22 protein-coding genes and 1 tRNA gene are annotated in these 17,427 nt (G+C 72.7%); 10 read left to right on the forward strand and 13 right to left on the reverse strand.

The window, feature by feature from the left end; all coding sequences use genetic code 11:
• The first annotated feature begins 18 nt into the window (after positions 1–18).
• Entirely contained in the window at positions 19–447 is a 429-nt protein-coding gene (locus ACFQ58_RS05515; protein WP_376950042.1) for a dehydrogenase, read from the forward strand.
• Between the two features lie 4 nt (positions 448–451).
• Here ACFQ58_RS05515 and radA read toward each other — a convergent pair whose 3' ends face one another.
• Both radA and ACFQ58_RS05525 read right to left on the reverse strand, forming a co-directional pair.
• On the reverse strand, positions 452–1,816 hold the full coding sequence (radA, locus tag ACFQ58_RS05520) for a DNA repair protein RadA (RefSeq protein ID WP_376950043.1): 1,365 nt from the start codon (positions 1,814–1,816) through the stop codon (positions 452–454).
• 10 nt (positions 1,817–1,826) lie between these two features.
• A complete protein-coding gene (locus ACFQ58_RS05525; RefSeq protein WP_376950044.1) occupies positions 1,827–2,684 on the reverse strand; it encodes an SGNH/GDSL hydrolase family protein in 858 nt (285 codons plus the stop codon).
• A gap of 94 nt (positions 2,685–2,778) precedes the next feature.
• Between ACFQ58_RS05525 and ACFQ58_RS05530 the strand changes: the two genes are divergently transcribed.
• The 3 genes from ACFQ58_RS05530 (at position 2,779) to ACFQ58_RS05540 (ending at position 4,641) form a co-directional block, all read left to right on the forward strand.
• The gene (locus tag ACFQ58_RS05530) at positions 2,779–3,984 is read left to right on the forward strand and encodes a flavin-containing monooxygenase (RefSeq protein ID WP_376950045.1); all 1,206 of its coding nucleotides are present in this window, start codon (positions 2,779–2,781) and stop codon (positions 3,982–3,984) included.
• A gap of 69 nt (positions 3,985–4,053) precedes the next feature.
• Positions 4,054–4,143: transfer RNA gene (locus tag ACFQ58_RS05535), tRNA-Ser, on the forward strand.
• 186 nt (positions 4,144–4,329) lie between these two features.
• Entirely contained in the window at positions 4,330–4,641 is a 312-nt protein-coding gene (locus tag ACFQ58_RS05540; RefSeq protein ID WP_376950046.1) for a hypothetical protein, read from the forward strand.
• Between the two features lie 19 nt (positions 4,642–4,660).
• Here the strand turns inward: ACFQ58_RS05540 and ACFQ58_RS05545 are convergent, their stop codons facing one another.
• Complete coding sequence (locus ACFQ58_RS05545) at positions 4,661–4,996, reverse strand: hypothetical protein (protein WP_376950047.1); 336 nt, start codon at positions 4,994–4,996, stop codon at positions 4,661–4,663.
• A gap of 245 nt (positions 4,997–5,241) precedes the next feature.
• Here ACFQ58_RS05545 and dinB point away from each other — a divergent pair, with 245 nt between their 5' ends.
• A complete protein-coding gene (dinB, locus tag ACFQ58_RS05550) occupies positions 5,242–6,438 on the forward strand; it encodes a DNA polymerase IV (protein WP_376950048.1) in 1,197 nt (398 codons plus the stop codon).
• Positions 6,439–6,473: 35 nt separating this feature from the next.
• Here dinB and ACFQ58_RS05555 read toward each other — a convergent pair whose 3' ends face one another.
• The 3 genes from ACFQ58_RS05555 to ACFQ58_RS05565 all read right to left on the reverse strand — a co-directional run bounded on the left by ACFQ58_RS05555 (position 6,474) and on the right by ACFQ58_RS05565 (position 8,327).
• A complete protein-coding gene (locus ACFQ58_RS05555; protein ID WP_376950049.1) occupies positions 6,474–6,830 on the reverse strand; it encodes a DUF202 domain-containing protein in 357 nt (118 codons plus the stop codon).
• Positions 6,827–7,189, reverse strand: coding sequence for a YidH family protein (locus tag ACFQ58_RS05560; RefSeq protein WP_376950341.1), 363 nt, complete (start codon positions 7,187–7,189; stop codon positions 6,827–6,829). Before ACFQ58_RS05560 ends, ACFQ58_RS05555 begins: the two co-directional genes overlap by 4 nt.
• A 79-nt stretch (positions 7,190–7,268) precedes the next feature.
• Positions 7,269–8,327 carry a DNA polymerase IV gene (locus ACFQ58_RS05565; RefSeq protein ID WP_376950342.1) on the reverse strand — a complete coding sequence of 353 codons (1,059 nt, stop codon included), beginning with the start codon at positions 8,325–8,327 and terminating at the stop codon, positions 7,269–7,271.
• A gap of 117 nt (positions 8,328–8,444) precedes the next feature.
• Between ACFQ58_RS05565 and ACFQ58_RS05570 the strand changes: the two genes are divergently transcribed.
• Positions 8,445–8,711: a GlsB/YeaQ/YmgE family stress response membrane protein gene (locus ACFQ58_RS05570; RefSeq protein WP_376950050.1), complete on the forward strand. Its 267-nt coding sequence runs from the start codon at positions 8,445–8,447 to the stop codon at positions 8,709–8,711.
• A gap of 60 nt (positions 8,712–8,771) precedes the next feature.
• On the opposite strand, the gene ACFQ58_RS05575 is transcribed toward ACFQ58_RS05570, so the two are convergent.
• Together ACFQ58_RS05575 and ACFQ58_RS05580 are read right to left on the reverse strand one after the other, a co-directional pair.
• Positions 8,772–9,524: a glutamine amidotransferase gene (locus tag ACFQ58_RS05575; RefSeq protein WP_376950051.1), complete on the reverse strand. Its 753-nt coding sequence runs from the start codon at positions 9,522–9,524 to the stop codon at positions 8,772–8,774.
• On the reverse strand, positions 9,521–10,192 hold the full coding sequence (locus ACFQ58_RS05580) for a LysR family transcriptional regulator substrate-binding protein (protein ID WP_376950052.1): 672 nt from the start codon (positions 10,190–10,192) through the stop codon (positions 9,521–9,523). The genes ACFQ58_RS05575 and ACFQ58_RS05580 overlap by 4 nt, the downstream gene beginning before the upstream one ends.
• A 174-nt stretch (positions 10,193–10,366) precedes the next feature.
• Between ACFQ58_RS05580 and ACFQ58_RS05585 the strand changes: the two genes are divergently transcribed.
• The gene (locus tag ACFQ58_RS05585) at positions 10,367–10,771 is read left to right on the forward strand and encodes a DUF5997 family protein (RefSeq protein WP_376950343.1); all 405 of its coding nucleotides are present in this window, start codon (positions 10,367–10,369) and stop codon (positions 10,769–10,771) included.
• A gap of 14 nt (positions 10,772–10,785) precedes the next feature.
• Here ACFQ58_RS05585 and ACFQ58_RS05590 read toward each other — a convergent pair whose 3' ends face one another.
• Entirely contained in the window at positions 10,786–11,421 is a 636-nt protein-coding gene (locus ACFQ58_RS05590; RefSeq protein WP_376950053.1) for an alpha/beta hydrolase, read from the reverse strand.
• 42 nt (positions 11,422–11,463) lie between these two features.
• Between ACFQ58_RS05590 and ACFQ58_RS05595 the strand changes: the two genes are divergently transcribed.
• Positions 11,464–12,051 carry an NUDIX hydrolase family protein gene (locus ACFQ58_RS05595; RefSeq protein WP_376950054.1) on the forward strand — a complete coding sequence of 196 codons (588 nt, stop codon included), beginning with the start codon at positions 11,464–11,466 and terminating at the stop codon, positions 12,049–12,051.
• A gap of 34 nt (positions 12,052–12,085) precedes the next feature.
• Here ACFQ58_RS05595 and ACFQ58_RS05600 read toward each other — a convergent pair whose 3' ends face one another.
• Positions 12,086–12,589, reverse strand: a complete 504-nt coding sequence (locus ACFQ58_RS05600; RefSeq protein WP_376950055.1) for a GNAT family N-acetyltransferase — start codon at positions 12,587–12,589, stop codon at positions 12,086–12,088.
• A gap of 77 nt (positions 12,590–12,666) precedes the next feature.
• Here ACFQ58_RS05600 and ACFQ58_RS05605 point away from each other — a divergent pair, with 77 nt between their 5' ends.
• On the forward strand, positions 12,667–13,008 hold the full coding sequence (locus ACFQ58_RS05605; protein ID WP_376950056.1) for a hypothetical protein: 342 nt from the start codon (positions 12,667–12,669) through the stop codon (positions 13,006–13,008).
• A gap of 65 nt (positions 13,009–13,073) precedes the next feature.
• On the opposite strand, the gene ACFQ58_RS05610 is transcribed toward ACFQ58_RS05605, so the two are convergent.
• The 3 genes from ACFQ58_RS05610 to ACFQ58_RS05620 all read right to left on the reverse strand — a co-directional run bounded on the left by ACFQ58_RS05610 (position 13,074) and on the right by ACFQ58_RS05620 (position 16,040).
• Positions 13,074–14,651 (reverse strand): DEAD/DEAH box helicase, encoded by a 1,578-nt coding sequence (locus tag ACFQ58_RS05610; protein ID WP_376950057.1) that lies wholly within the window; start codon positions 14,649–14,651, stop codon positions 13,074–13,076.
• 229 nt (positions 14,652–14,880) lie between these two features.
• Positions 14,881–15,510 carry a DUF1684 domain-containing protein gene (locus ACFQ58_RS05615; protein WP_376950058.1) on the reverse strand — a complete coding sequence of 210 codons (630 nt, stop codon included), beginning with the start codon at positions 15,508–15,510 and terminating at the stop codon, positions 14,881–14,883.
• Positions 15,507–16,040, reverse strand: coding sequence for a hypothetical protein (locus ACFQ58_RS05620; protein WP_376950059.1), 534 nt, complete (start codon positions 16,038–16,040; stop codon positions 15,507–15,509). The genes ACFQ58_RS05615 and ACFQ58_RS05620 overlap by 4 nt, the downstream gene beginning before the upstream one ends.
• 47 nt (positions 16,041–16,087) lie before the next feature.
• Here ACFQ58_RS05620 and ACFQ58_RS05625 point away from each other — a divergent pair, with 47 nt between their 5' ends.
• On the forward strand, positions 16,088–17,353 hold the full coding sequence (locus ACFQ58_RS05625) for a hypothetical protein (protein WP_376950060.1): 1,266 nt from the start codon (positions 16,088–16,090) through the stop codon (positions 17,351–17,353).
• The last annotated feature ends 74 nt before the right edge of the window (positions 17,354–17,427 follow it).

Genomic DNA, 17,427 nt, shown 5'->3' on the forward strand with positions numbered 1-17,427 from the left:
CCTCGGTAGGCTGGAGCGATGGCCGGTGCGAAGCGTTCCCCCAAGGGCTCGAAGGGGTCGAAGGCTGCGGACTCGCTGGAATTCCGGTCGCAGGCGCTCGCCGAGGCCCTCGAGCGGCAGGATGTCGCGGCCGTCGCGCTCGCTCTTCGCCACGGCAACACCGTCGTGCCGCTGATCAAGCCGGGCCCGCGCGACAAGCCGCTCGACGGCGGCGAGGTCTGGACCTACCGCGACCCGAACACCGGCGAGGTCGCGCTGCTGCTCTTCAGCGATGCGGCGAACAAGCCGGCGAACCTTCCGCCCGCGGTCGGGTTGCAGAGCCCGAAGTGGCTGCGGTCGTTCCTCAAGCGCTACGAATCGACGATCACCACGGTGTTCCTCGACATCGCCGGGCCGCATCCGATGCAGGCGTCGCCGACCGAGCTGCTGAAGGCGCTCGAGACGTAGGAGTTCAGAACGCGGCGTCGAGTTCGCGCTCCCGCGCGCCCGAGGCGGCCATCATCGCGCGATCGACCGCGGCGCGCACGCTGCCGAGTTCGTCGTCGAGCAGGGCGGTGTAGCCGAGCCGCCGCGCCTCGGCGGCGCGCTGCCGGGCGGATGCCACGGGCCGGACCTCGCCCGCGAGGCTGATCTCGCCCACGGCCGCGAGCTCGTGCGGCACCGCGCGGTCGCGCATGGCGCTCGCGATCGCCACCGCGATCGCGAGGTCGGCCGCCGGTTCGACGAGTCGCACACCGCCGACGGTCGACACGTAGACGTCGTGCTCGCCGAGCTGGCGGAGCCCAGCACGGCGCTCGAGCACCGCAATGATCATCGCCACGCGCGAGGGGTCGACCCCGTTGACGACGCGACGCGGCTGCGGCGCCTTGGTGCCGACGACGAGCGCCTGCACCTCGACCGGGAGCGCACGCCGCCCCTCGAGCGCGACCGTGACGCACGTGCCGCTCACGGAGGTGCGCGACCGGCTGAGGAACAGGCCCGACGGGTCGGGCACCTCGGCGATGCCGTCGCCCGTCATCTCGAAGCAGCCGACCTCGTCGGTCGGGCCGAACCGGTTCTTCAGGGCTCGCACGAAGCGCAAGGCGGTCTGGCGGTCGCCCTCGAACTGGCACACCACGTCGACGAGATGCTCGAGCAGGCGCGGGCCGGCGATCGTGCCGTCCTTCGTGACGTGGCCGACGAGGAGCACGGGCAGCTGGCGCTCCTTCGCGACGCGGATGAGCGTGGAGGCCACCTCGCGCACCTGGCTCGGCTGGCCGGGCAGTCCGTCGGAGAGCGAGCTCGACACCGTTTGCACGGAGTCGACGATGAGCAGCTCGGGGGAGACCTCGTCGACCTGACCGAGGATCGTCGCGAGGTCGGTCTCGGAGGCGAGGTAGAGCTCGTCGTGCAGCGCCCCCGTGCGGCCGGCGCGCAGGCGAACCTGCGCGGTCGACTCCTCGGCGCTGACGTACAGCACGCGCCGCCCGGTCGAGGCGACCCGGGCGGCGACCTCGAGGAGCAGCGTCGACTTGCCGACGCCCGGCTCGCCCGAGAGCAGGATCGCGGCGCCCGCGACGATGCCGCCGCCGAGCACGCGATCGAACTCGCCGACCCCGCTCGGCCGATGCGCCGTGAGCTCGGACTCGACCTGCGCGATCGGCCGCGCCGCGCGCCCCGCGGTCGGGGCGACGGGCTGCAGGCTGCGGACGATGCCGCTGGTCGTGCCGGCCTCGACGACGGTGCCCCACTGCTGGCATTCGGCGCAGCGGCCCACCCACTTGACGGTGCTCCAGCCGCATTCGGTGCAACGGTACGCGGTGGAGGGCTTCGCCATGCCCCAGAGCCTAGGGCTGCCCGGCGACATCGGCCGGGACCGGCGCGGCCGGCCCCGAGACGAGGGCGCCGTCGGTGTCGGCGGCGGTCGCGACATCCGCCTCGACCGGGAAGCGCTCGGCGAGCGACGCGAGCAGTGCGGGACGGAACGCGTCGGCCCAGACCCGGTAGCCGTGGTCGTTGGGATGGAACCAGTCGTTCGCGAAGTGGGTGAACATGCGCCGGAAGCCGCGGAGGCGTGTCTCGCGATGGAGTCGCACGAGCGTGAGCCCGCGCTCGGCGACGAGTCGCCGCACGATGTCGTTCGCGACCGCGACCTTGCGCTCGTTCTGGGGGAAGTAGAAGAACGGCAGGTCGGCGACGAGCGTGTGCGGCGGCACGGCATCGAGGATCCGGCTGAGGTCGCGTTCGAACGCCACGGGATCCCACTTGGCGATGTCGTTCGAGCCGATGGCCACGGTCATCACGTCGGGACGGTACTTCGCGAGCTTCGGCAGTTGGTCCTGCACGGCGAGCGCGACCGTCGCGCCCGAGACGCTGAGGTTCACCACCCGGATGGTGCGGGCGGTGGTGTCGCGCATGAGCCGAGCGAGCACGCCCACGTAGCTGCGGTCGGGGCGGCTCGCGCCGATGCCCTGCGCCGCGCTGTCGCCGAGCGCGACGTAGAGGAGCTCGCCGCGCACCTTCGCGTGGTCGCGCCACCACTTCGAGTGCACGGGCAGCGTCTCGTTGAGGATGACGCTGTTCGCGGTGATGCGCGCGCGGAATCGTCGCCACCACGCGCGAGCGGCGAGCAGGATGCCGGCGAGCAGCGCGATCGGCACCAGGGCGGTGACGATCGGTTCGACGGCGGGGCGTTCCTCGGCCATGGTCCGAGCGTACGATGCGCCGCCGACCCTCGGCCGGGGGTTGCGCGCCCGTGCGCCACTTCCCCTGCCCGGCGGGCTGGCATACGCTGGCGCCATGCTCGCGGACACCGACGTCCTCGTCGTGGGCGCTGGACAGGCCGGGCTCGCGGTCAGCCACGAACTCATGCGTGCCGGCGTCGACCATGTCGTGGTCGATCGCGAGCGCGCCGGCGCGGCCTGGTACGTGCGGTGGAACAGCTTCTGCCTCGTCACGCCGAACCACACCATCCGGTTGCCCGGCGGCGAGTACGACGGGGACGACCCGGGCGGCTACCTGCCGCGTGAGCAGATCATCGTGCACCTGCGCCGATGGGCGGCGTCGTTCGGTGCGCCGATCCGCGAGCACGCCGGAGTGGACTTGCTCCGCGTCACCGACGACGGATTCCTCGCGCAGACGGAGGCCGGGCCAGTGCGCGCGCGACGAGTGGTCGCCTGCACCGGTGCGTACCAGCGGGAGCGCCGGCCCGAGGTGATCGACGAGCTCGCGGGCCACGTGCCCGTCGTCGGCGCGACGTCCTATCGCTCGCCGGATTCGCTGCCCGACGGCCGGATCCTCGTGATGGGCGGCGGCCAGACCGCCGGCCAGATCGCCGAGGAGCTGTTGGCCGCCGGGCGCGAGGTCGTGATCTCGCCTGGGCGCGCGCCCTCGATGCCGCGGCAGGTGGCCGGCCGCGACACGGTGGACTGGCTCATGGAGGCGGGCTTCTTCGAGCACACCGCGGCGGACCTGCCCTCGCCGGCGGCACGGCTCGGCCCCAATCCCGTCGTCACAGGCCGCGGCGGCGGTCACGACCTCAACCTGCGCACGCTCGCCGCGGCCGGCGCGCAGCTCACCGGTCGCGTGCTCGGCCTCGACGGCGATCGACTCGTCGTGGCCGACGACCTCGGCGTCTCGGTGGCCGCGGGCGACGAGGGGTGGCAGGCGGTCTGCACCCTCGTCGTCGAGACGGCCGAGCGGATGGGTCTCCTGACGCCCGAACTTCCCGAACTGCCGCGCGCCAGCATCCCGGTGGCACCCGCCCCGCGCCTCGCCGACCTCGCCGGCGTCGTCGTGGCGTGCGGCTTCCGCCCCGACTACCGGTGGATCGACATCCCCGGCGTCGTCGACGAGTACGGGCTGCCGCTCCAGCGGGACGGGATGAGCACCGTCGTGCCCGGCCTCTCCTTCGTCGGCGTGCCGTGGCTGCGCACGCGCAAGTCGCCGCTGCTGATGGGCGTCGGCGAGGATGCCACGCTGGTCGCGGAGCGGATCGCGGCGTAGCCCTTCGGCTTGGCCCCGCGCCATCCGCTCGTTTTGGACCTCGTGACGGAGTCGTCTACTATCGATCTCGGTACCGTGTCCGAGCGGCCGAAGGTGCAACTCTCGAAAAGTTGTGTGCGTGAAAGCGCACCGTGGGTTCAAATCCCACCGGTACCGCCACGCGAAAGGCCCCAACTTCCCCGGAATTCCGGGGAAGTTGGGGCCTTCGTCGTTCCGCCTGGAGGGCCCCGCGCTGACCGGGAGCGGACCGCGGCGTGTGGGAGGTCGTGCAGCGTGAGCCGCGGGAACAGGGGGTCGACCTCCGGCGCCCTTGTTGATGAGCAGCCCGCGGGTAAGGTGACCGACATGGTGAACACCGCGACCCAGCGCAGGGAATGGCCCCTCCCCGCTCAGATCACGTTGGTCGTCCTGGCGGCAGCATCTGCCGTCCCTCTCATCACGGGGTTCTTCATCGCACTCCCCATATCGACCGGGCTGTTGATCGTCGGGATCCTCGCCAAGCCCGAGCTGGGCCGGTTCCGCATCTGGGTGATCGTGCTGGCCGCACTCGGCATCCTGCTTGCAGTCGGATGGCTGCTGCTCGCACTCGATATATCCGGCCTGGTCGACGGTGGGATCAACCAGCCGAGCGTCGGCGTGGGCATCCCCGAGGACTGAGCGCCGTGGTGCTCTGCGACTACGCCTCCCGGAGCGCTTCGCCGATTACCCCGCGCGCGTCCTCCGCGACGCCATCCGTTTCGTACGGCTCCCAGCGGTCCAGCTGAGACAAGATCCAGTCCCAGTGCGAGCGACGAAGGGTGATCGGCAACAGGTGCTCGGACGGAGGCCAGCCGAACTGGTCACGTTCGCCCGAGTAGGCCGCCGAAGCGCGCCAGCCCGCATCCTGAACACAGGACCCGGCAACCACCGACTCCATGACCGCGTCGACCACATCGACAGCCATCGAGTTATCGACGCAACCATCCACGCGCTGCCACAAACGCACGGGCATCTCGATCGTCACGTACTGCACGCCAGCATCTTGGCAGAAGGCCGCCCGCGATCCCGCCATGGATCGTCGGACATGCCCCAGGGGCGGAAATCGAGGTGAACGCGAGGCCGGAAGCACACTCCCCGGCAGTGCTTCCCCCTCCCGTCGCCGGGCACCCCATCCTGTATTCGCGCTGCAACATGTCCTGCAGCCCGATCCCGCCTGGGCTGGGTCGCTCCCGTGTCGCCGGTGCGTGCGAAGATTCGGCCGCAAGGACAGGAGGCGGCATGCGTGGCGAGGCGACCGTGTTGCACGCCGACCTCGACGCGTTCTACGCATCGGTCGAGCAGCGCGACGCCCCGGAACTGCGCGGTCGGCCCGTGATCGTCGGCGGCGGCGTGGTCCTCGCGGCGAGCTACGAAGCGAAGGCCCGAGGAGTCCGCACGGCGATGGGCGGCCGGCAGGCGCGCGACCTGTGCCCCGACGCGGTGGTCGTCCCGCCCCGCATGGACGCCTACTCCGCGGCCAGCAAGGAGGTGTTCACGATCTTCCGCGACACGACGCCGTTGGTCGAAGGGATCTCCATCGACGAGGCGTTCCTCGAGGTGGGCGGCCTGCGCCGCATCGCAGGCACGCCCGAACAGATCGCGGTGCGCCTGCGGGAGCGGGTGCGGGCGGAGGTCGGCCTGCCCATCTCGGTCGGGATCGCCCGCACCAAGTTCCTCGCCAAGGTCGCCAGCGCGGTCAGCAAGCCCGACGGGCTGCTCGTGGTCGAGCCCGATCGGGAGGAGGCCTTCCTGCTCCCGCTGCCGGTCGAACGGCTGTGGGGAGTCGGCGCCGTCACCGCTGAGAAGCTCCACGGGCTCGGCATCCGCACGGTCGGGCAGCTCGCCGAGCTCGAGGAGGACGCCACCGAGCGGCTGCTCGGCAACGCCACCGGCGCCCACCTTCACGCACTGGCCCGGCTGCGGGATCCGCGCCCCGTCGACACCACGCGACGTCGCGGGTCCATCGGATCCCAGCGGGCGCTCGGCAGGCGTCCTCGCTCGGCCGACGAACTCGACGTCATCCTCACCCAGATCGTCGATCGGCTCGCTCGCCGCCTGCGCGACCGCGACCGCGTGTGCCGCACGGTCGTGCTGCGCCTCCGCTTCGGCGACTTCACCAGGGCGACCCGCTCGCACACCGTCGGCCCTCCGACCGACCGCACCTCGGTGATCCTCGCCGTCGCGCGGGGACTGCTGGCCAGCGCCCGACAGGAGATCGAGGAGCGCGGGATCACCCTCATCGGCATCTCGTTCACGAAATTGGGTCGCGCCGATTCCGTACAGCCCGAGCTGCCCATCGATTGGGGCGAGGGCGAACGACTCGACGCGGTGCTCGACGCCCTCCATGCTCGGTTCGGCTCGGCGTCGGTCGCCCGCGCGGCGCAGCTGGGCCGCGATCCCGGCTGGTCGTCACCGGTCCTGCCCGAGCACGAGTGACCCCGAGGCGGTGCTCTCGCGCGGTCGGCTCGATGTCAGGTCAGCAGGGCGACGAACGCGGACACCGCGCCAGCGACGCCGCAGGCGACCACGAAGATCGTCAGCGTGAGCATGAGACCCGCGCCAGGCATCCGATCGGGGCGGCCGTCGAGGAGCGCCCGATCGGCGCGGACGTACCTCGCCCGTGACAGCACCCACAACACGACGGCGAACGCGATGCCGACGAGGCCGGGCACGAGCCATGCGAGCTGCTCGTCCGGCGTCGAACCGAGCGCGGGCAGAACCCGGAGCGCGATGAGCGAGCCGACGCCGATCCCCAGACAGGTCCTCCGCCACGCGAGTTCGGTCCGCTCGGGTTGCAGTCCCGGATCGAAGAGCGGGGAGCCGGTCATCGCCACAGGATGCCGAAGAGCACCAGCACGGCGACGAGCACGACCGTGATCGCGAGCAGGATGCTCGTCGCGGAGCCCGGCAACGCGGCCGACGCGCGCAGGGCCCGCTCGGTTCGCGCCCACTCCACCCACGCCAGGACGGGGACGGCGAGTCCCGCGACGACGAGCACCAGGGAAGCCGCGAGGCGGAAGCCCGGCTGGAGGTCGAGTCCCAGTGCCTCGAGGGCGACCCCGCCGGCGATCAGCGCAAGCGCGGTGCGGTTCCACGCGAGGAACGTGCGCTCATTGGCGAGGCTGAACCGCGGATCGGGCTCGGCACCCGTGCCGTAGACCGAACGGGGGAACCGCGTGGAGGTCAAACGGGGCACCGCCTCATCGGATCACGTCGTGGAGGATCGGGAACGATCGTATCGTCGGCGCCATCCGCATCCGCAAGCCTCACCACCCGCTGCGCGTCGGCGTGTGCCCCTCGCGCGCGTCGTCGGGCATCGTCATCTCAGCGCGCAGGCCGAGCAGGCGGATGGCGCGGTCCGCCTCGATCCGGTCGGCGGCGAGCCCGATCACCCGCTCGACCACGTCGGCGCGATCGGAGGTCACGGGGATCCGGCGCTGGTACGTCTTCGTGAAGAACGGCGCGTACCGCACCTTGAGCGTCAGCCCGATCACCGGCCGGCCCTCGGCGGCGACGTCGTCGAGCACGCGCTCTGCGAGCTCGCGCAGCGCCGCCTCGATGTCGGCGGGGTCCTCGAGGTCCTGCTGGAACGTCGTCTCGCGACTGTGCCCGCGCGCGACCCATGGCGTGTCGTCGACGACGCGGGCACCCTCGCCGCGTCCGAGCTGGCGGTACCACGGCCCCATCCGCGGCCCGAACTCGGCGGCGAGCACGGCCGGATCGGCGTCGGCGAGCGAGGAGACGGTCGTGATGCCATGCCCCGCGAGCCGCCGGGCGATCTTGGTGCCGACGCCCCACAGCTCGATCGTCGGCCGGTGGCCCATCACCTCGACCCAGTTCTCCCCGGTCAGCCGGAAGATCCCGGCCGGCTTGCCGAAGCCCGTCGCGATCTTCGCGCGCACGAGCGTGTCGCCGATCCCCACGCTGCAGTGCAGTCGCGTGCGCTCGAGGACCGCGAACTGCAGGTCGCGCGCGTAGGCCTCTGGATCGTCCGTCACGACGCCGACGAACGCCTCGTCCCAGCCGAGCACCTGCACCGTAGCCCCGGGCATGGCGCGCAGCGTGGCCATGACCTTCTCGGACGCGGCGGTGTACTCGGCCGCATCCACGGGCAGGATCACGGCCTCGGGCGCCTTGCGGGCGGCGATGCGCAGCGGCATCCCCGATCCCACCCCGAATTCGCGCGCCTCGTACGACGCCGTCGACACCACGGCCCGTTCGGTCGGGTCGCCCCGTCCGCCGACGATCACCGGTCGGCCGGCGAGCTCCGGACGTCGCAGCACCTCGACCGCCGCGATGAACTGGTCGAGGTCGACGTGGAGCACCCAGGAGGCCGGATCGTCGCGCACGCGCCCTGAATAGCGCGTTTCGACACACCGGCGCAACCCTTTGCCGCGGCAGGCTCCACTGGAGGACAGTTGCTGCCAACGGAAGGAGAACCGATGAGTATCCTTGCTTTCCTCATCCTCGGTCTGATCGCTGGAGCGATCGCAAAGCTGATCCTGCCCGGCAAGCAGGGCGGCGGTTGGCTCATCACGCTGCTGCTGGGCGTCGTGGGCGCCCTGCTCGGTGGCTGGCTCGGGAGCGTCCTCTTCGGAGTGGGCCTCGAGGAGTTCTGGGACCTCAGCACGTGGCTGCTCGCCATCGGCGGCGCCATCGTCGTGCTGCTGATCTACGGCCTGATCGTCAACCGTCGGCGCACTGCCTGACCGACACGGCTCGAATCCGAGGGGCCCGTCCGACCACTGGTCGGCGGGCCCTTCGGGCTGTCAGACGGCCGAGAGCGAGCGCGCCTCGGCGAGTTCGACGAAGCGACGCAGCATCCGCCGCGGTTCGGTGACGGATGCCGCGCCGACGCGCGCGATGAACAGGTCGAGCTCGTGCGCGGGGAAGTACCCGTGGTGGCGGTACACGTGCGCTCTCGCGATGAAGTCGTCGGTCGAGACCTCGGGATGGAACTGCGTTGCGTACACGTGCGTGCCGGCTCGGTAGACCTGCACCGGGCATCCGGCGGATCGGGCCAGGAGCACGGCGCCGTCGGGCAGTCGCCCGGTGGCCTCCTTGTGTCCGACCAGCGCGTCGAACCGCACGGGCAGGCCCGCCGTCAGCGGGTCGGTCCGCCCTTCGTCGGTGAGCGTGATCTCGACGGCGGAGGCCTGCTCGCCGTGCACGGTGTCGACCGTGCCGCCGAGCACCCGGGTGAGCACGCCGATGCCGTAGCAGGTGAACAGCACGGGGTGATCGGTGGCGAGCGCGCGTTCGGCGAGCCGTGCCAGATCGGCCTCGACCCGGAGCTGCACCGTCGACTTCCGATCCTCGGGCGTGGTCACGTTGAACGGGCTGCCGCCGATGATCACACCTGCATAGCGCTCCGGTGCGAGGTCGCCGAGCGGATCGACGTCGGCGCGCACGTGGTCGAGTCGGTCGACGTCGAGCCCGCTCGCACGCCGCACCGACGCGTACTCGGGGCCGACCGCCTCGATCTCGGGACGCGCTGAGACGAAGAGGAACCGCGCGCTCATCGGCCGCGCTTCCGGCGGCGTGAGGCGGATGGCGCGCCTCGCGTCGTGCGCCGGGCGCCGCTGCGCGGATCGGGCCTCCGCGTCGAGCGCGCGCGTGTGCCGGCCTCCGACGGCTCGGCATCCGACGGGCCGGTCGCACCGCGCGAGCTCCGCGTCGTTCGTCCGCGCACCACGCCGACGAACTCCTGGATGTCGTCGTCGTCGCGGTCGACGCGCCAGACGAGCGCGATGCGCGTGGGCGCGGCATCCGTCATCGGGATGGCGACGACGTCACGTCGATGATGCAGCCGCGCGAGGCTGTGCGGCAGGATGGCCCAGCCCGCGCCCGCCGCCACGAGCTCGACCGTCATCGCGGGGTCGTCCTGTTGCGGCGCGGGCGGCTCATCGGCGAGGTCGGCGAGCTGCAGCGCGTCGGCATCAGCGAGCGGATGGTCCTTCGGGAGGACGACCGTCGCGACCTCCTCCCACAGCGGGATGACGTGGAGCCCCTCGGCGTCGACGGGCAGGCGGACGAAGGCCAGGTCGGCCTCGCCCGCGAGCAGGTCGTCGAGTTGGGCGGGTTCGTCGACGCGTTCGGCCTCGAGCGGCAGGTCGGGGCGGCGATCGGCCCACGCGCGCAGCCATTTCGCTGGGCTCACGCCCGCGACGTACCGGAGCCGCAACGCCACCTCCGCCCCCTTCCGCCGCGCGCCGCGGCCCTCTCAGGCTAGCGTCGGCGGGGTCGGCCTCGAGCTCGCGTGACGAACCGCGGCGGGGCCTGTGGCCCGTGCCCGCGCACGGATACGGTGTCGTCGGACTACCGTGGAGGGGTGAACGATGCGAAGCCCCGCCAGTCCCAGTCGATGAAGCCCGAGACGGCGGCCAAGAAGCTCGGCATCCTGCTCGAGGCCGCGCCCGAGGAGTTCCAGGCCTCGCCGGTCACGCGCGACGAGTTCGCGGCCCTGCAGTCCGACCCGCCCGAGTGGCTCTCGACGCTGCGCCGCGAGGGTCCGCACCCCAAGACGGTCGTCGCGGGCAAGCTCGGCGTCTCGAACTCCGGGCTCGCGCGCGCCGGGGTCGTGGATCCGCTCACCACCGCCGAGATCAAGGCCCTCCTTGAGGATCCGCCCGAGTGGCTCGTCGAGGAGCGGGCGCGCCAAGCCGGGGTGCGAGCCGAGAAGCGGCGCGTCGCCGAGCGCGACGCCGAGCGCGCCGCTCGGCGTGCCGAGGAGGAACGCGGCGGAGGCGGCGGCGGCGCCGGCATCTAGGCGCCTGCGCCGAGTCAGGCGGCCGCGTACTGCGCGCGAAGGAACGCGGAGGCATCCGCCAGTTCGAGGTCGGACACGGCGTGCCCGAGCCCTTCGTAGACGCGCTGGTCCAGGTCGGAGTGCGACGGCAGCCACTCCTGCGTCTGCACGATCGCGGCCGAGGGGATGACATCGTCGTCCGTCCCGCGGCCCCAGAACACGGGGATGGCGAGCTGCGACATCCGCTCGTCGCCCTCGCGTTCGCCCGGCAGCGCGAAGCCGGCCAGGCTCACCGCGAACGCGAACCGATCGGGCGCGCGCCGCAGCAACTCGATCGCCATCGCTCCGCCCTGCGAGAACCCGAACAGGCCGATGCCGGCCTCGCCCGGCGCCGCACGGTCGAGCCATTCGAGCACCGCCGTGACGGCAGCGTCGGCGTCGGCGGTCGCGAGATCGGCCTCGGTCTGCGGGACCGGGAACCACGAATGGCCGTACCCCATCGCGATCGGGGCGCGCAACGAGGCGATCGCCGGTTGCAGGGGCAGGTACGGGCTCAACCCGAACAGGTCGCCCTCGTGCGAGCCGTACCCGTGCAGCAGCACGAGCAGGGGCCGCCCCGCGCGATCGGCTCGCGACGCCGACCACAGCACCGCCTCGTCGTCGATCCGCATCGGGGCATCGTACCTCGCGCCGTCGTGCGGCAGAATCGAGGCATGGCCGTGCGCACACCCGACCCGCACCCCGACTGGGAACCCGGCGACGAGCCCGTCGTGCAGCCGCCCGCGAACCCCGGCTGGCTGACCGACCTCGAGCTCGCCGAGGTCCGCGGCCGGCTCCCGCTGCTCTACGTCGAGGCGATCCCCGTGCGCGTCGACGGCGTCGGGCAGGTCACCGAGGTCGGCATGCTCCTGCGCGCCAACGCGGTCGGCGAGATGTCGCGCACGCTCGTGTCGGGCCGCGTCATGTACGGCGAGACGATCCGGGATGCGCTGTTCCGGCACCTCGAGAAGGACCTCGGGCCCATGGCGTTCCCGCTGCTGCCCGCGAGCCCCGTGCCCGCGGCCGTCGCCGAGTACTTCCCGCTGCCCGGCATCTCGCCGTTCACCGACGACCGGCAGCACGCCGTGTCGCTCGCGTACGTCGTGCCCGTGACCGGCACCTGCGAGCCCCGTCAGGACGCGCTCGAGGTCACGTGGATGACGCCCGCCGAGGCCGCGAGCGACGCGCTCTCGGCCGAGATGGAGGGCGGACGCGGCGTCCTGCTGCGCCGCGCGCTCGCCGCGGTCGGCGCCTTGACCTAGGAACCGGTGGGTCGCCGGTCCTCGCCCGGCGTGGCTATCGCACCATCCGGATCTCGTGGATGGTCTCGCCGAGGAACGGCTCGTCGTGCGACTCGCCGTCGGCCACGAAGCCGTTGCGAACGTAGAACTGCACGGCTCGCTCGTTCGTCGACGGCACCCAGAGGTACACCGACGCGTCGCCCACCGCAGCGTCGAACAGCTTCTGGCCGATGCCCTTGCCGTGGTGCGCGTCGAGCATGTGGATGAAGAACAGCTCGCGCTCGCGAGGCGGCTCCTCGTCGCGGGCGGGGCCTGCTCCGGCGAATCCGACGATCTCGCCGTCGATGAGTGCGGCGACGTGCGTGAAGTCGTCGCCCTGGCTCATCCAGTGCGTCCACAGCTCGGCCATGCGGCGGGGCGAGAGGTTCTCGAGCGTCGCGGCGCTCACCAGGCTGTCGTAGTCCTCGTGCCAGCACTGGGCGTGCACGCGACCGAGCGCCTCCGCGTCGGAATCGCGGACGGGACGGATGACGACATCGGCAGCGACCTCGGTGCTCATGGGGTCAGGCTAACCCGGGCCGCCCTCACCGGTGAAATCGGCGGTCGTCCAGCCGGCGGGCGTAGCCTTCCGGCACCATGGGGCACGGACGGCGGCTCGCTCGCCGCCTCGCGCAGCCCGAGGAGCACAGCGCGAGGCTCATCCTGCGCAGCGCCGCGGCCAAGCCCGACGCGCTCGCGATCATCGCGCTCGCCGTCGACTCCCACATCGAAGGGGTAGGCACGCTCGAGCCCCGCGTGCCGATCGCCGCGGACGCGTGGGTCGAGGTGGAGCTGCCGACCGAGGGCGAACCGCCGCCGCTCGCGATCGACGTGTACAGCGCCGTCGGCGACGAGCATGCGCGGCTCACGGCGCTCACGCTGCTCGCCCGGTTGGAGACCGCGACGGCGTGGAACCTGCGTCCCGACTTCGCGTACTGACCGGGGACGGAGACGGCCCCGCACCGGGAAGGGTGCGGGGCCGTCGTCGTGTCGGGATCCGGGCGTCAGCCCTGCGCGCGCCGGTTGGTGCGCGTGTTGCGCTGCGGGGAGACGAGGCTGCCGACGCGCAGGGGCGCCTTCTGCGAACCCTGGCGCGCCGAGGTGCTGCGCTGGGCGCCGGTGGACTGGGCTCCACGGCTCTGGCCGGCACCCTGCTTGGGCGCGTGGGCCTTGAGCTCGGACGGACGGCCCGAGCGGTCGCGGCGCGGCGTCGCGGGCGCGACATCCGACTGACCGCCACGGCCCCGGCCGCGACTGCGGCTACGGCGGCCCTGGCCCGGCTCGGACGCCACACCGCCGCCGGCCGCGGCGGCCTCACGGGCGGCGCGCTTGCGCTGGGCGTTCGCGCCCTGCGAGCGACCGCCGCCGCTCGGCTGCGGCGCGGCCTTCGGTTGCGGCTTCACGTACGGCGCGACCTCGCCCACGAGCGCGGCCACGGCCGGCGACGTCGACGTCACCTGCTGGGGCGTGACCCGGATGTCGGCCTTGCGGAGCAGCGTCTTCAAGTCCTGCTTCTGGGCGGGCAGGCAGATCGTGACGACGTCGCCCTCGCTCCCGGCGCGCGCGGTGCGGCCGGAGCGGTGCAGGTACGCCTTGTGCTCCATGGGCGGGTCGACGTGGATGACGAGCTCGACGTTGTCGACGTGCACGCCGCGCGCCGCGACATCCGTGGCGACCATGACCTTGACCGAGCCGTCGCCGAACGCGGCGAGGTTGCGGTCGCGCTGCGGCTGCGACAGGTTGCCGTGCAGGTCGACGGAGGGGATGCCCTGCTCGGTGAGCTTCTTCGCGAGCTTCTTCGCGTGGTGCTTGGTGCGCATGAAGAGGATGCGGCGGCCGGTGCCCGACGCGAGCGTCTTCACGAGCTCGTTCTTGGCATCGACGTCGTCGATCTCGAAGACGTGGTGCGTCATCGCGGCGACGGGCGAGTTGGCCTCGTCGACCGAGTGGAGCACCTCGTTCTGCAGGTATCGATTCACGAGCTTGTCCACGCCGTTGTCGAGCGTCGCCGAGAACAGCAGTCGCTGGCCGCCGCGGGGCGTCTTGTCGAGGATGCGGGTCACGACCGGCAGGAAGCCGAGGTCGGCCATGTGGTCGGCTTCGTCGAGCACCGTGATCTCGATCGCGTCGAGGTGCAGGAAGCCCTGCTTCATGAGGTCCTCGAGGCGGCCGGGGGTGGCCACGACGATGTCGACGCCGGCGCGCAGCGCGGCGACCTGGCGGGTCTGGTTGATGCCGCCGAAGATCGTGGTGACCTTCAGGTCGTACGCGGCCGCGAGCGGCTCGAAGGTCTGGGTGATCTGCGTGGCGAGCTCACGCGTCGGCGCGAGCACGAGGCCGAGCGGGCGGCCCGCACGGCGGCGGCCGCCCGCGAGCGAGGTGCCGAGGCGGGCGACCATGGGCAGCGCGAACGCGATGGTCTTGCCCGAGCCGGTCTTGCCGCGACCGAGCACGTCGCGTCCGGCGAGCGTGTCGGGCAGGGTGTCGGCCTGGATGGGGAAGGGGGTGGTCTTGCCGTCGGCCGCGAGGGCGGCGACGAGCGGTGCGGGCACGCCGAGCGTGCCGAAGGTGATCTCGGTCACAGGGTTCCGTTCGGGAGGCACCCATGCGTGGATCGAGGCGGCGCGCGGCGACGTCTCGAGACCCGACGATGGGAGGAAGATGGCGAAGACGCCGGTCGGCGAATCCGTTCGCCGTATGAAGTCGTCGGGCTCGAAGCCCGGAAGCGTGTCTACGACGCAGGCGGCGCGATCGCGCGCTCGCCGGGGTCCACCATAGCGGATGGTGCTGGGCGGAAGATGTACGCGAGCCTCAGCGCGGCATCCGCTCGCCCACCGGGATGTCGACGGCGACCGTGTTCCCGGGCGGAGCGAGCGGGCACGACCACGACGGGTCGTACGCGCACGACGGGTTGTACGCGAAGTTGAAGTCGACGACGAGCGAGTCGTCGTCGGCGCCCGAGCCGAGATCGGCGCCCTTGATCGTGTCGATGAGGTAGCGGCCCCCGCCGTACGTGCCGCCCGGCTGCCCCGCCAGGGTGTCCTTGATCGGCAGGAAGATGCCGCCGCCGTACGCCGTGAGCCGCCACACGTCGAGCGTGCCGAGGTACGGGATGCGCACCGTGCCGACGAGCGAGAACGGAACCGGGCCGTCGGTCGAGGTGTCGACCACCATGCGCACGGGTTCCTCGGGCCGGCGCACCTCGAGTTCGTAGCGCCAGTCCGGGTCGTAGCGTGCGACGGTCAGCCCCGTGAACCTCGCCCGGTCGTCGGGCAGCAGCGGCGACTGCGGGTGACCGGCGAACAGCTCGTCGCGTCCCGACTTCCACAGCTCGTGTCCCTCGGCCGGGTCGTGCACGCTGAGGTGCCGGACCCCGGCGTAGAGGCCGAAGACCCGACGACGCCAGTCCTGCAGCTGCAGCGCGCCGAGCGTCGCGGTCATGCCGCCGCCCTCGCGGACCGCGCGGTCCTCGCGGCGTCCGCCGTGCCGGGTGGGTCGTAGGCCCACGTGGGCGCGAGCTGCTTCAGGCGCAGGCCGCGCCACTGCCAGAACGCCCACGTCGGGTACCAGAGCGCCACGTCGAGGGCCGGGCCGGCGGTCGCGATGAGGCGGTCGCGATAGAGCGTGCGGCCGTCGGGCAGCGGCGAGACCGCCATCCGGTGGTCCCAGCTCCGGAACGCCGCGAGCGGGCCGGTGATCGCCCCGCCGCCGTCGCGCAGCATGCGAACGCCCGGCGGCAGCCCGCCAGGATACGACGCGTCGACCACCTCGTCGCCGAGGGGCGTGATGCCGAACGCGAGCGCCCGCAGTCGATGCGGTCCCTCGGGCCACGTCGCGGGGAACCCGTCGGCCTCGAGGGATTCGAAGTCGAGCCAGGGTGCGACCACCTCGCGCAGCACGGCCGGGCTGCGGATCGCGCGCCACGCGGCATCCGCATCGCAATCGAGGGTCAGCTTGAGCAGCACCCGCATGGCTCGACCCTAGGGCATGTCCCGGGCCGGAGGACTAGGCTCGCGCCATGCCCGACGGTCTCTTCTGGGTGCCCTCGCTGGTGGTGTTCGGCGGCGCGGCGATCGCGCTCGTCGCCGGCGTGGTCGGCTTCCGCCGGCTGGGCGTGCGACGTGAGGCCAGGGACGTCGATGCGGCGCGCGTGCTCGAGACCGGCGCGAAGGCCCGGCTGGTGCGAGCCGACGAGGCCGTGCGGGACGCCCAGCAGGAGGTCCGGTTCGCCGAGGCACAGTTCGGCGTCGAGGCGGCGCGCGAGCTCGCCGCGACCGTCGACCTGGCGAGGGGATGGCTCCGCGAGGCGTTCCTGCTGCAGCAACGGCTCGACGACGCCGAACCCCACACCGCGGCCGAGCGCCGATCCTGGAGCTCGCGCATCGCGTCGCTGTGCGACTCGGTCGAGCGCGTGCTCGCGGACGCCGGTTCCGGACTCGCGGGGCGCCGAGCCGCCGAGCGCGGCGCCGCCGCCGACGCCCCGGCCCTTCGCGAGCGGGCCGAGCGCCTCGCGAGACGGCGAGCGGATGGCGCGGCCGCACTGGAACGGCTCGGCACCCGCTTCTCGGCGGCGGCGCTCGCCGGCGCACACGGAGCCCTCACTCGTGCCGAGCGCGACCTCGATCGCGTGGACTCCGCGCTCGACGACGCGGAGGCGCGCCTCGGGGGCGGCGCCGGGCGGCCCGTCGCCGACCTGCTGGACCGGGCCACGCACGCGCTGGATCGCGCCGAGGGCGAGCTCGCCGGGGTCGAGCGGGTCGAGCTCGACCTCGCGCAAGCCGCCGCCGACGCGACCACGGAGGCGGCGGCACTCGACGCCGACCTCATCACCGCCCGCCGCGAGCGCGACGCGGCGACCGACCACGACGCGGCGTCGGTGCTGTCGGTCGCGATCGGCGAGGTGTCGCCGCTGCTGGTCGGACGCGAGGATCGCGCGGCCGATCCCTTCGCGGAGCGCGATCGCCTCCGTGCGGCGCGCGACCGGCTCGAGGTCGCCCGGTCGGGGACGCGTCGGGCCGAGCAACGCCTCGACGGCGCGCGCGGCGCCCTGCCCGGGGCCATCGCCATCGCCGAGAGCCAGATCGCGGTCGCGCACTCGGCGATGGAGCGGGCACGTGCGTTCGCCGGGGCGGACGCACGCACCCGACTGGCCGAGGCCGAGCGGCAGCTCGGCATCGCGCGGCGCGAGGCCGACCCTGTCGCGGCGCTCGACGCCGCTCGCCGGGCGGCGTCGCGGGCGAGGGACGCCGAGGCGCTCGCGCACCACGCGGCGCTGCACCGCTGACGCCGGAGTCGTGCTTTCAGGAACACGGAGGCTGGTCAGGACCGGATCGCGCGCGCGAGCCTGAGCAGCCTCCG

Origin of the sequence: Agromyces sp. NPDC056523 (assembly GCF_042794545.1) — a bacterium.
Taxonomy (GTDB): domain Bacteria; phylum Actinomycetota; class Actinomycetes; order Actinomycetales; family Microbacteriaceae; genus Agromyces.